General features: G+C 41.5%; 16 protein-coding genes. 9 read left to right on the plus strand and 7 right to left on the minus strand.

All coding sequences use genetic code 11. The annotated features are described in order from the left end of the window. Positions 1-17 precede the first annotated feature (17 nt). The 4 genes from DACET_RS06075 (at position 18) to DACET_RS06090 (ending at position 2662) form a co-directional block, all read left to right on the plus strand. On the plus strand, positions 18-434 hold the full coding sequence (locus DACET_RS06075) for a hypothetical protein (protein ID WP_013010502.1): 417 nt from the start codon (positions 18-20) through the stop codon (positions 432-434). Further along, positions 431-1609 (plus strand): murein transglycosylase domain-containing protein, encoded by a 1179-nt coding sequence (locus tag DACET_RS06080; protein WP_013010503.1) that lies wholly within the window; start codon positions 431-433, stop codon positions 1607-1609. Before DACET_RS06075 ends, DACET_RS06080 begins: the two co-directional genes overlap by 4 nt. 15 nt (positions 1610-1624) lie before the next feature. Then, positions 1625-2254, plus strand: coding sequence for an LPP20 family lipoprotein (locus tag DACET_RS15480; RefSeq protein ID WP_013010504.1), 630 nt, complete (start codon positions 1625-1627; stop codon positions 2252-2254). Positions 2255-2356: 102 nt separating this feature from the next. Next, positions 2357-2662 carry an STAS domain-containing protein gene (locus tag DACET_RS06090; protein WP_013010505.1) on the plus strand — a complete coding sequence of 102 codons (306 nt, stop codon included), beginning with the start codon at positions 2357-2359 and terminating at the stop codon, positions 2660-2662. A 134-nt stretch (positions 2663-2796) separates the two neighbouring features. Here the strand turns inward: DACET_RS06090 and cybH are convergent, their stop codons facing one another. After that, positions 2797-3489 carry a Ni/Fe-hydrogenase, b-type cytochrome subunit gene (cybH, locus tag DACET_RS06095; protein ID WP_013010506.1) on the minus strand — a complete coding sequence of 231 codons (693 nt, stop codon included), beginning with the start codon at positions 3487-3489 and terminating at the stop codon, positions 2797-2799. A gap of 201 nt (positions 3490-3690) precedes the next feature. Here cybH and DACET_RS06100 point away from each other — a divergent pair, with 201 nt between their 5' ends. Beyond that, positions 3691-4998 carry an HD domain-containing phosphohydrolase gene (locus tag DACET_RS06100; protein ID WP_169304194.1) on the plus strand — a complete coding sequence of 436 codons (1308 nt, stop codon included), beginning with the start codon at positions 3691-3693 and terminating at the stop codon, positions 4996-4998. A gap of 2 nt (positions 4999-5000) precedes the next feature. Here DACET_RS06100 and DACET_RS06105 read toward each other — a convergent pair whose 3' ends face one another. Next, entirely contained in the window at positions 5001-5579 is a 579-nt protein-coding gene (locus DACET_RS06105; protein ID WP_013010508.1) for an HD domain-containing protein, read from the minus strand. Between the two features lie 123 nt (positions 5580-5702). On the opposite strand from DACET_RS06105, the gene DACET_RS06110 reads away from it, so the two are divergent. From DACET_RS06110 to DACET_RS06125, 4 genes are all read left to right on the plus strand, one after another. Continuing rightward, a complete protein-coding gene (locus DACET_RS06110) occupies positions 5703-6956 on the plus strand; it encodes an EAL and HDOD domain-containing protein (protein WP_013010509.1) in 1254 nt (417 codons plus the stop codon). Positions 6957-7213: 257 nt separating this feature from the next. Beyond that, positions 7214-8554, plus strand: a complete 1341-nt coding sequence (locus tag DACET_RS06115; protein WP_013010510.1) for an NAD-dependent malic enzyme — start codon at positions 7214-7216, stop codon at positions 8552-8554. A 214-nt stretch (positions 8555-8768) separates the two neighbouring features. Beyond that, positions 8769-9800, plus strand: a complete 1032-nt coding sequence (locus tag DACET_RS06120; RefSeq protein ID WP_013010511.1) for a TAXI family TRAP transporter solute-binding subunit — start codon at positions 8769-8771, stop codon at positions 9798-9800. Between the two features lie 88 nt (positions 9801-9888). Further along, positions 9889-11934: a TRAP transporter permease gene (locus DACET_RS06125; RefSeq protein ID WP_013010512.1), complete on the plus strand. Its 2046-nt coding sequence runs from the start codon at positions 9889-9891 to the stop codon at positions 11932-11934. Between the two features lie 480 nt (positions 11935-12414). Here the strand turns inward: DACET_RS06125 and DACET_RS06130 are convergent, their stop codons facing one another. The 5 genes from DACET_RS06130 to DACET_RS06150 are packed head-to-tail and all read right to left on the minus strand — an operon-like array spanning position 12415 to position 17831. Then, the gene (locus DACET_RS06130; RefSeq protein ID WP_013010513.1) at positions 12415-12894 is read right to left on the minus strand and encodes a hydrogenase maturation protease; all 480 of its coding nucleotides are present in this window, start codon (positions 12892-12894) and stop codon (positions 12415-12417) included. Beyond that, positions 12894-14576, minus strand: a complete 1683-nt coding sequence (locus tag DACET_RS06135; protein WP_013010514.1) for a nickel-dependent hydrogenase large subunit — start codon at positions 14574-14576, stop codon at positions 12894-12896. The genes DACET_RS06130 and DACET_RS06135 overlap by 1 nt, the downstream gene beginning before the upstream one ends. 18 nt (positions 14577-14594) lie before the next feature. Then, positions 14595-15791 carry a Ni/Fe-hydrogenase cytochrome b subunit gene (hybB, locus tag DACET_RS06140; RefSeq protein WP_013010515.1) on the minus strand — a complete coding sequence of 399 codons (1197 nt, stop codon included), beginning with the start codon at positions 15789-15791 and terminating at the stop codon, positions 14595-14597. Continuing rightward, the gene (gene hybA, locus DACET_RS06145) at positions 15791-16747 is read right to left on the minus strand and encodes a hydrogenase 2 operon protein HybA (protein WP_013010516.1); all 957 of its coding nucleotides are present in this window, start codon (positions 16745-16747) and stop codon (positions 15791-15793) included. Before hybA ends, hybB begins: the two co-directional genes overlap by 1 nt. Further along, positions 16728-17831, minus strand: a complete 1104-nt coding sequence (locus DACET_RS06150) for a hydrogenase small subunit (protein WP_013010517.1) — start codon at positions 17829-17831, stop codon at positions 16728-16730. The genes hybA and DACET_RS06150 overlap by 20 nt, the downstream gene beginning before the upstream one ends. Positions 17832-18542: the final 711 nt, after the last annotated feature.

The raw sequence follows: 18542 nt of genomic DNA on the forward strand, positions 1-18542 counted from the left end.
TTTTTTATAGGTGACTGATGAAAAGACTATTTGCAATATTTCTTATATTTTCTTTATGTGTGCTGATGGCTGCATGTGCAGCAACAAGCGGAGGCGGACCGAACCTTGTAAACGGGAAACCTGAATGGTATTTCTCACCAGAGAAAGACGGAAAGATAGGCGGTGTAGGTGTTTCTGGTATCCATAAGGACGGAAAAACAGGGCAGAAGAAGCTGGCTGTGGAGAGAGCTCTCGGCGAGATCGCAAGACAGATGGGTGTCAAAGTTCAGAGCTTTTCAAATCTCACTTCACAGTCATCATCATATGGAACATCTGTAACAGGTACTGATCATTCGTTTTTTACTGTTGATGGTAAAATTGTTACTGCGCGCATAGTGGAAATATGGGAAGATTCCTATACTCATGAATTATATGTATGGATGGTTGCAGAATGAAAAAAATTACTATAACTGTCGTGGTGCTGATGTGTTTTGTTCTGGCACATGCGGATGGATTTGAGGACTTTAAGGGGCAGAATGAAAAGGAGTTTGAAAGCTCTAAAAAAGAGTTTACTTCCTATAAGCAGGAGACCGAAAAGGCTTTTGAAACATACAAAAATATAGTAAATGAAGAGTTCGAAAGTTATAAAAAAAATATTGAAAAATACTGGGATACTGTGGAAGTTTCCACTAATACAAAGTGGGTTGAATATCTGAACAACTATCGTATCAGAAAGATAGTTGATTTCGAAACAGGTGAAATACGGATTGATGTTCTCGGCGGTACTCCATCAGACATCAAACCTGTCCTTAAAGACCTTTTGAAGGAAGACAAAGGAAATGCTTTCCGGCGGGATCCGGTTGCTTTTAACACTGAAAAGAAACTTCGTGAACAGGTTCCAGGAGTCGTGACGGAAAAGGTAAGTGATGACCCTGTACTTGAGCCTGTTTTTTCTGACAACCCTCTTAATGCAACTGAGCTTGACCAGCTTGCAGATAAGCTTATAAATGATTCGTCTGTTTCAACGGAGATATCTGATAAAACCGGCAAACATGTTACTACAGCAAAAATTAAACTGCCGGCAGACACTTATCAGAAATCAGCCGCAAAAGTGAAGCCTTTCGCTGAGAATTATGCAAAAGAGTTTAAGCTTAATCCGGCTCTGGTGATGTCGGTGATGTATAACGAAAGCCGCTTTAACCCTTTGGCAAAGTCACATGTTCCTGCATACGGTTTAATGCAGATAGTTCCCCAATCTGCCGGAGTAGATGTTATGCAGTTTCTCGAAGGTAAGAAGAAGGTGCTTGCTCCATCTTATCTTTATAATGCAGAGAATAATGTTAAAATCGGTTCAGCTTATCTGCATATTCTGTATTACCGATATCTGAAAGGTATAAACAACCCCGAAAGCAGGCTTTACTGCTCGATCGCTGCGTATAATACTGGTGCCGGCAATGTCGCCTATGCCTTTAATAAAAATAACGGCGGACGATACAGCATATCCAGGGCTGTTCCTGTCATAAACAGCATGAGCCCGCAGAAAGTTTATGAGTATCTTAAATTTAACCTCAGATATGAAGAAGCGAGGAACTATATTGTTAATGTTTCAGCTAAAATGAAAGATTATTAATTTCAGGAGCACATTATGGGAAAGATAATTATTTTTAGTATAACTGTTGTGCTGTTTCTGACTGGATGCGGAGGCGCTGCAAAGCCCACAGCAAAACAGGATAGCGCGAAAATTCAACAGCAGAGAGCCGAACAAGCTCAAAAAGAGATGGAACAGGACATTACATCAGGAACTCTTAATATGGATTTCGGGGGCTCTTCAGCTATATCCAAACCCGTAGAAAAACCAGAAGCCGTTATGCCTCCTAAAAAACAACCCGGAAAGGTCGGTTCTTTGATGCCTGAAACCAAATATCCTATGAGGGATGGTTTTCCTGAATGGTTTTATACTCCTGTTTATGATGGATACATAGGGGCTGTAGGTATAGCTCCGAAGCAGAGAAGCAACAGCCTTTCTGCGCAGAAAAGGGTTGCGAGGGTGCAGGCACAAAAAAATCTGGCAAAGCAGATCGAGGTACTCATAAACTCAGACTTGAATGTTGAATCCCTCAGCTCAGGCACTGCAACTGTGGAAAGCTACAGGCAAAAGGTTACTTCCATGACAAGGGAGCAGGCTGATCAATTTCTCAACGGGTTCAAGGTGATGGATGAATGGGTAGACCCAAAAACCGATGATTACTATATATGGATGATACTAGAAAAGTAGTAATTTCTTTGATATGTATTGAATAATAAACTTGCAATTGTACTTAAGATTCCAGTATGCTAATTTAAATGCGTTAATATGATTAATACTTAAGGAACTGATATGAAGATAATTGTTGAAGAAATAGCAGACGGTAAAACAATAAAACCTCACGGAAAGATTGATATACTGACATCTGCCGAGCTCCGCTCAATGCTGAACGACCTGACAAAGAAAAAGGTTATGCTTATTGTTGTGGATCTCGAACAAGTGACATATATCGATTCATCAGGGCTTGCCACTCTTTTGGAGGGGCTTAAAAACCTTAAAGAATATGACGGCAAAATGAAACTTGTTAATGTTCCGGAAAGAATACTGAAGGTTCTCTCACTGATGAAACTTGATATGATATTTGATATCTCAAAATAAGACCTCATGCCCGTGCCCGTTGCATATGTGAGGTTGTTTTGTAATGAATAAAAAGAAATCCCCGATACTTTTTAAGTGCCGGGGATTTTTTAGTTTTGCTATAATAACGGTGTTTGCCGTTTTAATTGTACTTATTAATCTTCAATGTCAGCTTTCCACCCAGAGAAAATAGAGCTGATATCCCCTGCATGTGTACGGAAGTCAACGAGTACGGCGGCATACAGGTGTGCCATAAGGAATATTGCAATGACAAATATTGAGAAGTAATGCAGATACCTTACCCATTGGTTGGACATCAGGGAGAATATTGATCCGAATATTGCATATGCTGTGCCGTCAGGGTTTATCTGAGACCAGAGGGCGAATCCGCTGAATATCTGGAACATGAACACTAAAAATATCCCTATATATGCATATTGTGCCATAGGGTTGTGTGTAAGTACATGTTTCGGTTTTTTTTCCAGAAAGCAGTAGTACTTCAAATATGAGATGATATATTTTCTGTCATCTTTGTTGAACGGATTATAGAACGTCCTTATATGAGCGTATTTATTGCCAAGGAAAGCCCACATCCCTCGCACTATTATACTGGTGGTAAATATCATGGCAGTGAGGTAGTGTGTGTACCTTATACTGCCCATCATGTAAGGGTGGTCTACGGGGTTATGTTTAACGAAAGGATAATGTATGTATAGACCGGACATGACAAGGATGATGATACTGGCGACATTGACCCAGTGCGTTATTCTGATTGGTCCTTCCCAAACATATACAAAACCTCTGGCGGGACAGTTTTTGTACATTCTTTTTGCTTTTTTTGTTGCCATCTCCGCATTCCTCCATATCTTTTATATGCTAATTGTAACGCTGTTTTGCACTTATGTCTAATAGATTTATAAGAAAATCGTGTTTTATTGCTGGTTGAAAAGTGTCAGAGGTTGTTGCGCGGGCTAACTTTGTGGCTTTGGGCTATTAAATAGCGTTGCAGGGTTATTTATATGATGCTATATACTTTTAACCCGGAGAAAATGATGAGAGAGAAAAAATATCAGATATCCAAAAGACAGCTTATAGAGTGTCTTTCTTCTGCCCTGGAACTTATTAACCCGACGGTAGCAGGTCATAATCAGCGAGTAGCTCTTTTTTCAAAAGAGATCGCAAAGGTCATGGGGCTGAGCGATGATGCTGTGAATGAAATCTATTATGCTGCATTACTGCACGATATCGGTGCTGCGCCGCTTACTATCAGAGAAAAGAACGACCTTATAGAATTTGATGTAAATATGCCGTATAAGCACTGCCTTATCGGTTATCTCTTGCTGAAAGACTATAAACCGTTTCAAAAGATTGCAGAGATAGTTCATTATCATCACTCGAACTGGCTGTATGGTGCCAACAGGACATTTGACGGTGAGATGATACCTGTTGGAAGCTATATAATACATCTTGCAGACAGAGTGGATATACTCATCAGGCAGAATCAGCATATACTTCTTCAGAATCATAAGATTACTGACTATATAAAAAGCAGGGTTGGGAGTGTATTTGCTCCAGATGCTGTGGCTGCCCTTGAAGTGCTCAGCACACAGGAATATTTCTGGCTGGGAGCAACGTCTAAGAGCTATTGCAATACATGTATGACAGCTAAACAGTCAGAAGAATATATCACACAGGGAGATCTGGAGCAGTTTACAAAGCTGGTATCTTTTGTCATAGATTTTAAGAGCCGGTTTACAGCTTCTCATTCTTGCGGGGTTTCCGCAGTGGCAAGGCTCATGGGGGAAGCTTTCGGTCTCTCCCGCAGCGACTGTGGAGAGCTCTCTATTGCAGGTAATCTGCACGATCTTGGCAAACTCGTTGTGCCTAACGAAGTACTCGAAAAAAAAGGTGCTTTGAACACTGAAGACGAAGCATACATAAAGAGCCATTCGTATTTTACTTATTCTGTTCTTTCGCAGGTGGAGGAGATAAGCAATATCGCCTCGTATGCAGCACAGCATCATGAAAAGATAGACGGCAGCGGATATCCCTTTCACATCAGGGATGATGAGCTGAGTCCACAGTCAAGACTGCTTTCTGTCGCAGATATATTTACAGCTCTTGCGGAGGACAGACCTTACAGAAAAGGTATGCACAGAGAGGAACTTATGGCGGTTATGTATCAGATGGCGCAGAGTAAACATCTTGACTATGATATGGTAAAGATGGTGGATAACAACTTTAGCGACTTCGATCTGAAGAGGGACTCGATGCAGCAGTATGCCGTTGGCAAATACAAAAATTTCTGGAAAAACATAAACCGTACACTTGCAGGATATCGTGAGGAAGCAGGCTAGGGTCACTCCAGAAGTTCTTCATATTCCGGCAGAACTTTCTCAATAAAGAATTGAACGCTTGTAAGGGGAGACTTTTTAAGCTTTTCCCGAATTTCTGAATATTTCTTTTTAAATGGCGGGTTGTTCCCAAGTTTTGTTTCTGTGAGGCACTCAAGCATTGCATCGATATTATCAGAATAACGCAGTATCTGCCCTTCGAGTGATTCATCTTTCCCATCGAAAATCATATCTCTGTACATGTCTCTGTACGGCGGTTCCATTTTGGAGAAGAGAAGCTCGTCGGCTATCATATTTTCGATGTCGTCCACTGCTGTTTTCATCTTTGGGGTCATGTTTTTTACATTGCTGAGGATGTCCCCTGTGAATGCCTCCACAACGTCGTGGTTCAGGGCTTTTTTATAGAGTTTTTCCCAGTTTACACTATTACCGTGCTCTTCTTCTATCATGCCGAGCATTTGTGCCACCTGAGTAACAAAGAATGAGTGTTCGGAAACGGAAGCGCGTATGTGCATAAAGTCACTTGCCCATCTGCCGATGTTGTTCAGCTTTCTTGCTGCATAAAGAAATTGTGCCAGACCCATATTATATACTCCTGATGATAAAGAATATCGTCTTAAGATTAATTATGTTAAGTAGTGATTTTGTTATTATATAGTGCTATATTATTCATTATACATCAATAACTCATTGCTTAAGGTTGGATTATGAGATTTGATAATTTTCTTGTGGGAAGGCAGCCTATTTTTGCTGTTGACGAATCTGTTTTCGGCTATGAATTTCTTTTTCGTAAAGCCGGAACAGATGAGCGTGCAGAGTTTTATGACCCTGTGACAGCTACCTCCAGAGTCCTGATTAATATCTTTCAGAATTTTGGTGTAAAATCCCTCACGTCCGGCAGAAAAGCGTTTATCAATGTTGATGACAACATTATTATGCAGGATGTTCTTGATGTTTTGCCGAAAGAGAATTTGGTGCTGGAGATTGTTGAAACAACCAATGTTACCCCGGAAGTAATAAATCGTATTGACGCTTATTATAGGGACGGGTATACATTTGCATTAGATGATTTTGTTCTGAATGCTGATTATTTTAGTATGTTTATGCCGCTTTTTTCCTATGTGGAATATCTGAAGGTCGATATGAAAGAAAACTGTCTGGCTAAGATGGACAGGGTGGAAAAGATATTTCATGGCAGACACATGATGCTTTTGGCTGAAAAAGTTGAGACAAGAGAAGACTTTCTTTTTGCGAAGGATTGCGGATTTGAGCTTTATCAGGGGTTCTTTTTCGAGAAACCGGCTGTGATAGAGAAAAAGAACATTGAACCTTCTAAAGCCTGCATACTGCGCTTGCTTTCAAAGCTGTCACAAAATACAGATATTGGCGAGATTGAAAGGGAGTTTCGGCTTCAGCCTGAGCTGACACTTAAACTCCTGAAACTTATAAATACATGCTCTTTTTGTCTGCGCCACGAGATAACCAGCATTAAGCACGCACTCAACCTGATAGGGCGCGAAGCAATGCGTAAATGGCTGACTATTATGCTTTATGCAGGCAAGAAAGGAGACCCGGTTAAGTCCACACTGCTGGAAACTTCCATGCTTAAGGCTCATATACTGGAGCTTCTTGCCAAGAAGGTTTTCGGTGATAACTATAGGGGACTTGCTGACGCTTTTTTTATTGGGCTTTTGTCACATCTGGATGTTATCCTCGGCATTTCAAAAGAAGAACTGCTTGAGATGATAAACGTAAGCGAAAAGATAAAACATGCTCTGCTTTATAAAGACAATGAGCTTGGCGAGCTTTTGGGACTGCTGGAAGCAACAGATGACATCCACAGTGATGTAAACCAGCATGTGCTGGATAAGCTGAAACTGTCTGAACAGGATATATCTGAGATTAAATTTGAAGGTCTTAACTGGCTCGCTGATCAGCAGGAAATTTATAAGAATCTGTAAAACACCAAAATAGTCTTGTTAATAGCGTAGACATTTTATAGCTCTAGGGGTATATTTTTTTATGAGTATTAATATTGAGGAGTCGTTGTGCGGGTGTTGTCTTCATTTCAGGAGATTATTAATAACAGAGATGAAGAATACATTCAGTCTTAAATGTGCCTCTATGGGAAGGTATATAAAAACTCCTAAAAAATCGTGTAACTATTATGAACCGCTGACATGGGAAATTTTTCTGACAGAAGAGGACGGAGGCACTAATGAGAATTGAATATTCTAATAAAGTCATAAAGACATTAAGAATCAAAATAATTGATAAGCCTGGTTATCTGGGCAATATTACATCGATCATAGGCGCAAACAGCACCATGATCGGGGATATTAAAACTGTACATCTCGGCAAAGGTTATAAAATAAGAGATATTGATATTTATGCTGACGAGAATAATGTGCTCGATAACATCCTATCAAGTATTAAAGATTTCGAAGGCGCAGATGTTATAGAAGTTGTAGACGTTGTGGAGAAGATGCATGTTAATGGCAAAATTGCTGTTAAACCCACTGTAGACATTAACTCCATTGATGACCTCAAGATAATTTATACCCCGGGCGTAGCTTCCATATGCAAGAAAATTCATGACAATAAAGCACTTGCGGATAAGTATACATCTATCAGAAATAATGTTGCAATAGTCACAAACGGAACAGCTATCCTTGGTCTTGGTGATATAGGCGCAGTTGCAGGAATGCCTGTGATGGAAGGGAAGGCTCTTCTGTTCAGTCTGCTTGCCGGCATAAACGGGTTTCCGATACTGCTGGAAACTCATAAACCTGAAGAAATCATAGAGACAGTAAAGCATATAGCCCCAACCTTCGGCGCTATTAAGCTCGAAGATATAAAAGCACCAGAATGCTTTGAAATAGAAGATAAATTGGATGCAATGCTAGATATTCCTGTTCTACACGACGATCAGCATGGTACTGCTGTTGTTGTGCTTGCAGCATTGCTGAACATTGCTAAATACACTTTTGTGAACCTGAAAGAGTCCAGTGTCGGGATAATAGGTCTCGGTGCAGCAGGGACAGGTATCATGAAACTGCTTAAATCATACGGAATCAAAGAATTTAATGGTGTAGACCTTGACAAGTCAGCTCTTGAGCGTTTTGAATCCCTCGGCGGCAGTCCCAAAGATCTTCGCGGAGTAGTAGAGCAGTCTAAGATTGTCATAGCTACAACAGGATGCCCTGACCTTATAACACCGGATATGATACAGCCGGGGCACGTCATACTTGCACTTTCTAACCCGAATCCGGAGATAGATCCTGATCTCGCAATGAAGCACGGCGCTATTTTTGCAGCAGACGGAAAGTCTGTTAATAATGCATTGGCTTTCCCTGGTCTGTTCAAGGGTGCTTTGCAGGCTCATGCTTTTACTATTAATAACCAAATGAAAATCGCTGCGGCAAAAACCATAGCGTCTTTTGCTCTTGAGGGTGACCTTGTGCCAAACATCCTGGATAAAAAAGTTCATGAGGCTGTGGCAAAGGATGTTGAAGCGGCAGCATACAGAACAGGTGTCGCAAAAATATATGAAGATTAGTTAACATAGGTTATAAACTTCAGACTGTTAATCCATAAGGCTTAACGAAAAGAAAACATTGACAGTGTTAATATCCTATACAGTTTATGATTAAGTTTTGCTCAGTTATGCTTATGAATCTCTTGTTTGATAGTGCTTTAAATATGATCAAAAAAGATTGACAGGTTAACCTGAGTTTGGTTTACTTTAATGTAATTTATGTTAGGAGGAAAGAATGAAAAGACTTGCACTTTTGGCGCTTCTCGTAGTTTTTGTTGCATTTGGTTGCTCACAGCAGCCTGCACAGGAAAAGAAGGAGGAAGCAGCAGCTAAACCTTCAGGAGTTACTTATGTAACAATAGGTACTGGCGGCGTTACAGGAGTTTACTACCCAACTGGCGGCGCTATTAGCCGTATTGTTAATAAGAAAGCCGCTGAATATGGAATCAAAGCTACTGTTGAGTCAACAGGTGGTTCTGTTTATAACATTAACGCTGTTCTCGCCGGCGACCTTGAATTCGGCGTCGCTCAGTCGGACAGACAGTCTCAGGCATATAACGGTCAGGCAGAATGGTCTGAAAGAGGACCTCAGACAAAACTTCGCTCTGTGTTCTCTATCTACCCTGAGCTTATAACTCTTATTGCTTCTGAGGCCAGTGGTATCAACTCTATTGAAGATCTTAAAGGTAAGATTGTAAACATAGGAAACCCTGGTTCCGGTCAGCTCCAGAATTCTAAAGATCTGTTTGAAGCTGCCGGATTTACAGAAGACGATATCAAAGCTGAGTACGCAAAAGCTGTTGAATCTCCAGGTCTCCTTCAGGATGAAAGAATTGATGCATTCTTCTATACTGTCGGTCACCCTAACGGTAACATCAAAGAGGCTACATCCGGACGTGTGAAGGTTAAGATTGTTCCTATTACAGGTAAAACAGCTGATAACCTCATTGCTAAATACCCATACTATGCAAAATCAAAAATCGCTATCTCCAACTACCCTACAGCAGTAAATGAATCTGATGTTGAGTCTGTTGGTGTTAAAGCTGTTTTCGTTACATCTTCAGATGTTTCCGAAGATGTAGTTTATGCGATCACAAAAGAAGTTTTTGAAAACTTTGAAGAATTCAAAAAACTTCACCCGGCATATGCCGTTATAACAAAAGAGAGCATGTTGGAAGGGCTTACAGCTCCTATGCATAAAGGTGCTCTTAAATACTACAAAGAAGCAGGACTTGATCAGTACATCAAACCTGAACTTATGCAGTAATTAACTACTTAGACAAATATATTTGAGGGCAGTGTAAACAAACACAGCCCTCTTTTTCTTTTTTTAATTTTTTTCGGGAGGGTACTGCATGGCTAGAAAAATCAAAACCGCAGAAGAGATACTGAAGGAAGAAACGGGGGAGGTCAGATCACTGCGATCCTACGAAAGCTATCTTATCTCTACAATAGCAATAGCTTGGGCGTTCTTTCAGCTTTCTCTTGCCAGTTTTCTTATTTTGGATGGTACAAAGACGAGAGCAATCCACCTCGCTTTTGCTATGTCAATTTTGTTTTTAAGCATGCCTATTGTAAAAAGACCACCCAGGTTTTTAAGATATTTTGCAGCTACAGACAAAATCCCTGTTAACGATTATATTTTTGCTATACTCGGTGCAGCCGCAGCGCTTTATATTGCTGTTGATGCTAACGGGCTGGCTATGAGAGCCGGTTTTCCCATTACCAGAGATGTTGTTTTTGGCTTTGCAACTGTGATACTTCTGCTTGAAGCAACTAGAAGATCAATCGGACCGGCACTCACTATCATTGCGCTGGCTTTTTCCGCATATGCTTTTTTAGGACCGTATATGCCTCAGTTTATGGCTTTCAAAGGTGTTTCACTCAATAAATATCTGAATCAGATTTCTCTTTCCACAGAGGGTATTTACGGTATACCTCTCGGGGTATCCGCTTCTATTGTCTATCTCTTTGTTCTGCTTGGGTCTATGCTTGATAAGGCTGGGGCGGGCAAATTTTTTATAGATATGTCTCTCTCACTTCTTGGAAGGTTTAAAGGCGGTCCGGCGAAAGCAGCAATCGTTGCTTCCGGTTTTACAGGGCTTGTTTCAGGCTCTAGTATTGCAAATATCGTTACAACAGGTACTTTTACAATTCCGCTGATGAAAAAGGTTGGTTATCCGGCAACAAAGGCTGCTGCAACGGAGGTTGCTGCTTCAACAGACGGTCAGCTCATGCCTCCGATAATGGGTGCTGCCGCTTTCATCATCGCAGAGTATGTGAATGTTCCATATATAGAAGTGGTGAAGGCCGCTGCTGTTCCTGCTTTTGTTTCGTATTTTGCACTGTTCTATGTGACACATCTTGAAGCGAGCAAGCTCGGAATGAGAGGGCTCACTAAAGATGAATGCCCTAAATTTTTTGAAGTTATAAGGAATGGTGCTCACTATCTTATTCCGATATTCATGCTGGTATACGAGCTTGTTATTGTAAGACATTCACCTGAAATGGCTGCCTATAACGCTGTGCTCATACTTGCGCTGATCATTTTTTATCAGGAGATCAGAAAGGAGTTTAAAACAGGCGGCTCAAAGAATTTTGCCGCGGCTATGATAAACTCTATTAAGACAATAGGGAATGGGCTTATTGGTGGTTCCAGAAATATGGTTTCTGTTGCTCTCGCCACAGCTTCTGCCGGAATTATCGTCGGAGTAGTTGGCATGGGGATAGGCGGAATGATAACCCAGATAGTTGAAACTCTGGCTCAGGGTAATATCTTCCTTCTTCTTCTCATTACAGCGATAGCATCTCTGCTGCTTGGAATGGGGCTTCCTACCACCGCGACTTATATAGTAATGGCTTCGCTCACTGCGCCTATCATAGTTAACCTTGGGGCATCATACGGCTTCTTTATACCTCTTATGGCTGCGCATCTGTTCTGTTTCTACTTTGGTATTCTGGCTGATGACACGCCTCCGGTGGGGTTGGCCTCGTATGCCGCCGCCGCTATTGCGGATTCACCTCCGATAGCAACAGGTATTCAGGGCTTTACATATGACCTGAGAACAGCAATTATCCCTTTCATGTTTGTGTTTAACACAGATTTGATACTCCATAACATTTATAGCTGGCCCTTAGGGATACTGATATTCGTTATGGCTTGTTTCGCTGCTTTTGCATTTACAGCAGCTATCCAGGGGTGGTTTATCACCAAAAATAAATTCTGGGAAATTCCTTTCCTTCTTGCTACAGCCTTTATACTTTTCCGTCCGGGCACTTTGTTGCCTATACTAGGACTTGGGGAAGATATGAAATACTGGATGTATCTGATAGGAATGGCTTGTTTCGGGCTGATAGTGCTGGAACAAATGTTTCGTATACGTTTAGCAAAAAAAGCTTAGTTTATATAAATTACTTACCCCCGTGTATTTTATGCATGGGGGTAAGTATATGTTTAAGTGTGGATGAATGAGCTAATCACAGTATAAGTCATTGCGGGGAATGTAATGACGCGAAGCAATCTCAGGATTAAATCACGAGTTCAGAGACTGCCACAACTCTGCGGGTTTCACAGTGACGTATTTTGCATATGCTCTAGCGAACTGTACAACAAAGTTGTAAACTCGTGCATTAAGCACGTGTGAAACAGTAGAACCACGGGTTAATCCGTAGATATTTATCCCCAGTCTCTGCTCAAAATTAATACCAATTGCACAATCCGATTTAATAAGCTTATCCCAATGCGGTTAAATTCTTACTGTAAATTTTATGTCTTCATTTGCGTCTGTTGTCGCATATATAGTCAGGATATTGAACAAAAAAAGGGGCAGAAACATAAATGCCTCTGCCCTTGATAAGAATCATAAAGTGTATCTTAGCTTTTATTTTTGAGTGAGTTCTATTCCCATTGCATTAAGCTCTGAAACTATCATCTGATCTATCTCTCCCACACGTTTTTGAACAGAAGAGCTGAGTTCCACAGAACTTTCAAGGCTTTCAGGGATAACACCGTAAAAGGTTATAGTTTTCGGTGCTTTGCCTCTGAGTTCGCTCAGTGTGAGGACTTCCTGAAGTCCTATCTGGTGTGGAGACATTTTTGCAGGAATTTTATCCAGCATAATGTCATCTTTTTCGTACACACGCAGTTCTCCAGGCTCACCTTCTGCTTCCAGAGAGTCAACAATAATAACATGCTGAGTCTCTTCCAGCTTATGTATAGCAAGTATGCCCATTGTTCCGGCGTCATAAAATTCGACATCGTCACACGCTTCATACTTCTTATTCATATGTTTGATAAGGTGAACGCCTAATCCTTCATCACTGAGGAGCAGGTTCCCTGCACCAAAAACAACCGTTTGCATTATCTCACCTTTACGCTTGTAACTTCTTTGCCTTCAGGGTCGATGGAGTGAACAGCACATGCGATACAAGGATCGAATGAGTGTACCGTTCTGATAACTTCAAGTGGTTTTTCGATATCAGCCACAGGATTGCCGAGGATACTTTGTTCGTATGGTCCGGCAACGTTTTCTTCATCCCTTGGGCTTGCGTTCCATGTTGAAGGTACAACAGCCTGATAGTTTGTCAGTTTACCGTTGTTAATTACCATCCAGTGGGAGAGAGTACCTCTAGGGGCTTCGTGAAAGCCTACACCCTGATATTCGCCCATAGGCATTTCAACGTGGTTAGTATAAACATTGTCGCCTTTTGCAAGGTTGTCAATGAGCATGTCAAGGTATTTGATGGATTTATCAGCCATGATAACTGAGCGGATAGCTCTTGTTACGTGGCGTCCCATAGTAGACTGAAGGTCATTAACAGTGATACCGATTTTACTTACTGCATTGTCAACAAGTGTTTTAACATGTTTGTCGCCGGCAGCGTATGAAGCGAGAATCTGAGCTACAGGTCCAACCTGAATAGCTCTTCCATCAAGTCTTGGAGCCTTACACCATGTATATTTACCGTCAGGGTCAAACTCAGAGTATTTTGGCTCTGTTTCACCCTGGAATGGGTTTTTAGGTTTACCGTCTTCATACCATGCATGTTTTGTAGACTCTGTGGTTCCGTTTATAAGAGCTTCATCTTTGTGGTCTTTAAGAAGTCTGAAGTTTTTCAGGTCTCCGTCGTGGATGATACCACCGGACATATCAAATTTTGTCATTGTGGCATCGAGCGGGAACTCAGGTATAGCAAGGTAGTTATCAACACCTCTGCCGTACTTAAACCACTCTTTGTACATGCTGCCTATGGCAAGCACGTCAGGGTAAAGAACATTTTTAACGAAATCTCTGGTCTCTTCCATAAGTGAACGGAGTAGCGCAACACGTTCCATATTAAGTGTTGCTTCGTTATCCATATTGATAGCAGTGGCTACACCACCCATGCAGAGGTTCTGAATGTGTGGGTCTTTACCGCCGAGTATTGCAACAGCGGAAGCTGCTTTTTTCTGATAATCAAGGGCTTTCAGATAGTGTGCAGCAGCCATGAGGTTAACTTCCGGGCTAAGTTTCATTGCCGGGTGTCCCCAGTATCCTGAACCAAATATCCCGAGTTTGCCTGTTTGGACGAATGCTGTAAGTCTCTCTTTCACTGCTTTGAACTCTGTTACAGAGTTACCGTGCCAGTTAGAAAGGGACTGAGCTATCTGAGCTGTTTTCTTAGGGTCTGCTGAAAGTGCACTTACGATGTCCACCCAGTCAAGTGCTGAAAGGTGATAGAAATGCACAATGTGGTCTTGCAGGGAGTGCTGAGCTATCATTATGTTTCTGACAAGCTGAGCGTTCAGAGGTACTTCAACATTATATGCGTTCTCAAGTGAACGGATTGAGCTGATGGCGTGCACTGTTGTACAAACTCCACAGAATCTCTGAGCAAAAACCCATGCATCTCTCGGGTCTCTGCCGATAAGTATCTTCTCGATACCTCTCCACATCTGAGCAGATGACCATGCTTTTGACACTTTCCCGCCGTCAACTTCGAAATCAATTCGGAGGTGTCCTTCAATTCTTGTAATCGGATCTATTGTTATTCTCTTTCCCATTTATATCTCTCCTGAAAATTAATGAACGTCTGCAGTGTTATTGTGTACTTTGGGCATTATAGGAAATAGTTTTACCAGTACCATATAACCAAGTATTTCAAATGCAACCAGACCGATAGTGATAAAGAACTCCGGTAGTGACGGGAAGTAGCTCCAGTTACCGTGCGGATTATATCCTACGAGGTACACATTAAACCTGTACCATCCGCCACCGACAAGCAGTAGCATCGCGGATATAAACACCATTCGCGGTGATGAGCGGAATTGCTTCCACATCAATATGAACGACCCTGCTGCTATTAGCACTATTTCTGCAAGGAACATCATAGAGTTATAGTCACCTGCAAAGGCTCTTCCGAGCTCTCCTCTGTATATGAGGTCTGCAAGTCTGATTGTGAGCCATACGGCTGTAACATATGGGATAACCCTTGAGAGACGCTGTGTCTCTGACTCAAAAGGTCTGTTAAATGCCATTGATGAAGCAAAAGATTCAAAAATAACAACAGAGTAACCTATGTAGAGTGCATTAATGACGAACAGCAGAGGAAGAAACTCTGTGTGCCATATCGGGTCAACCTTTGATTTTGCGATAATCAGCATAGAGCCGAGTGATGATTGGTGCATTGTCGGCAGTGTTATACCAAGAACAACGATAAAGATAAGGACTTTATCGAGTTTCGGGTATAGCTTCATTGCGAACTTCTTAACTTTAGGGAACTTCGGTGTTTTGGAATGAATAAATTTTTCCAGAATAGCCGGGAGAACCTCAAGCATAAGTACCACGTTGTATGCCATAATACATACCGCAACTTCGAACATTACGGAGTTGGGCTGCCATCTTGTCGGGATAAAAAAGCTGTAAGCGTTCCAGTAGCGTCCTATATCCACCATAACAGAGAGACCTGCAAGCATGTAGCCAAACAAACTTGTTACAAGGGCAGAGCGTATCAGCGGGTGATACTTCATTCTGTTCATGATGTAGATGATGATAGCCATAGCGTAACCACCACAGGCAAGAGCTGTACTTGTGGCAACATCATATGCGATCCATATACCCCATGGGTAGCCGTCGGACATGTTTGTAACAGCGCCGATCCCTTTTACGAAACGGACGCCGACAAGGAAAAAGCCGATTACTACAAAAAACAGGAGCACATAAAACGAAGGGGTGAGTATCTTTGCCCTGTGGATATGATATTCATCGTTATGGGTCATTATTTGTCCCCTCCTTCATCTTCGTGTTTAAGCTCAGTTTCGATCTCTTTTTCTATTACGTGTTCTTTTTCAACCTGTTGAGCTGTTTTTCTGTTTTTCAGCGCAACCATGGCAAGAAAACCGTAAAGAGCAACAGGAGCAATGAAACCTTTGTAAAGTGTGTGCTGAATGTGTTCAGAACGCACCGCGGCAGATTCTTTTTCCAGCTCCGGGAAGCCCAGATTAGAGAAGTCTGTTCCGGCAAGGTAAAGGACGTTTGTTCCGCCAACTTCGTATTCACCGTAGATCTCTCCGGTATATTTTTCAGGAGAAGTGACTAGTCTTCTCTTAGCTTCAGCCAGAAGGTCTTTACGTTTACCGTATATCACAGCCTGGGTAGGACATGTTTCAACACATGCCGGTTCGCCTTTGACCTTAAGGTTGGTATATTTGCAAAGGTCGCATTTAACGATCTTAGGGAACGTTTCAGGCCAGCCGAACTTTGGAATGTTGAACGGACAGGCAATCTGGCAGTATCTGCAGCCGATGCATTTATTTTTGTCATAGAAAACAATGCCTCTCTCTTTCTCTTGTTCCATAGCGCTGACAGGGCAGGCTGAAACACAGGAAGGTTTGATGCAGTGCATACACTGGTATTTTACGTAATCCCAGTTTGCTTCATTTTCTTTATCTTTGTAGAGTTTGATAATGTTTCTTGTGCGATAGTCAAGGTCTTCCGGTGAGTCCCATATTCTGTCTTCGTCACTCGGAGAAGGCACCGCCTCCATGTCATTGACCTGTTTGCACTTGGTCACACAAGCTTTGCATCCGACACACAGGGTGGAGTCATAAAGCATCCCTACTGCTTCGTCGGATTCCTTCAGGTGTTCCTCTTCGGCATGGAGACTGAAGGGTGCAGCGACAAGAGCACCGCCCGCCGCAGCGGACTTCAGAAAATCACGCCTGGTCTTCTTCATCTTCTCCCTCCTTTGGAAGCTTCTTAGCCATCATTGCGCTGGCTCCGATACCTGCACCTGCAAACATACCTACTACAGCAGTCGTAAGCGGATCAGCACCTTTGCCACGCTTGGACGGGTTAGCATTAGGATAGAAGTCAGGAGGTGTAACCTCGTGTATCTGAACTCTGTCATATATTGATGTGTGGAACATTACGTCAGGCTCTGTACACCCGATACAAGGGTGACCCATAGCGACTGGCCATACGCCGACATCGTTGAATCTTTGTGTTGAACAGTTAGCAAATGTTACAGGACCTTTGCAGCCGAGTCTGTAAAGACAGTAACCGAGTGTATGCCCTTCGTCTCCGAACTGTTCTGCGAAACGTCCTGCATCGAAATGCGGTCTGCGTTCACAGTGTTCGTGGATACGTCTGCCGTAGGCAAATTCAGGTCTGTTAAGCTGGTCAAGTTTAGGAAGTTTTTTTAATGTGAGATAGTAAAGTATAACAGCAAGAAGATTATAAGGGCTTGGAGGGCATCCTGGTACATTAATAACAGGCTTATCTTTTACAAGACTTGCTGCCGACACTGCTTTTGTCGGGTTAGGAGCAGCAGCCTGAACACCGCCGAACGATGAGCAGGTACCGATGTTAATAACCATTGCCGCACCTTCGGCAACCTCTTTCAGAGAATCCTGAGCTGTTTTACCTGCTACTTTGCAGTAAACTCCATTCTCAGCAAGTGGGACAGCACCTTCCACAACCAGTATGTATTTGCCCCAATTGTTTTTCATACTGTTGTGAAGTGATTCTTCCGCCTGATATCCGGAACCTATCATAAGTGTTTCATGGTAGTCCAGAGAGATGAGATCAAGAATAAGAGAAGCAGTATCCGGATGTCCTGAACGGATAAGGGATTCGGAGCATCCAGTACACTCCTGAAAATGAAGCCAGATAACCGGCGGTCTGTTGTCTGCTGTTGCTGCTTCAGCAACTTTTGAGCTCATAGAGACCGGAAGTCCCATCATGGCTGTCAAGCCTGCTGTCAACCGCAGAAAGTCACGCCTTTTTATGCCGGCGCTGAATAGTGAATTGTCAGACATAGTAAACCTCATAATAATGTTATCGATTAAAGTTCAAGTTAACTTAGCGTTTACTCAATAAAATGATCCTCTAGTTGGATCTTATACTTTATGTTTTATATCAACAACATAACTGTAATATAAATGCAACATCTTTTTAATCAAGGGTACATTTTAAAACGCTGAACCATATTATGTTAGAGATGATGATGTTATGTATGGTTGAAATATTTTATAAAAAAAGTTTAGTATACGTACTTTTTTTGAGCTTGATTTTATAATACTTTAGGTGCTCATATTATGTTTTTTGATTATATGAGGGTATGTTATTATGTATGCTTATAAATGAACCAGTGCTTGTTTTTTAAATTGATAAATTCAATTAAAATAATTTTGGAAATATTTTTGATAACATGGTTATAATAATATCAACTATTAGACGTTTGAATAATGGTTACTTTCAGAAAGATTATACAGCAATTCAGGCATATGTATATTTAGAGCATGTGTTTAGTATGGTTTTTCATTTATTTTGCAAAAATTGTTATGTATTAGCATTTTATGGGGTGAGCGAATTTGTCTTAAGTGATAGTTTTATATGCAGAAATTTATTAGATACTTTAATTCATAAACTTAATATGCAATCATTGTTTATTAATCTCATACAAGTATTAATGACGTGACGAGATGTCGGCATAATTCATGTTTTTGACTATTTGACAGGGCTTCTAT

The sequence above is a fragment of the Denitrovibrio acetiphilus DSM 12809 genome (genome assembly GCF_000025725.1).
GTDB lineage: Bacteria > Chrysiogenota > Deferribacteres > Deferribacterales > Geovibrionaceae > Denitrovibrio > Denitrovibrio acetiphilus.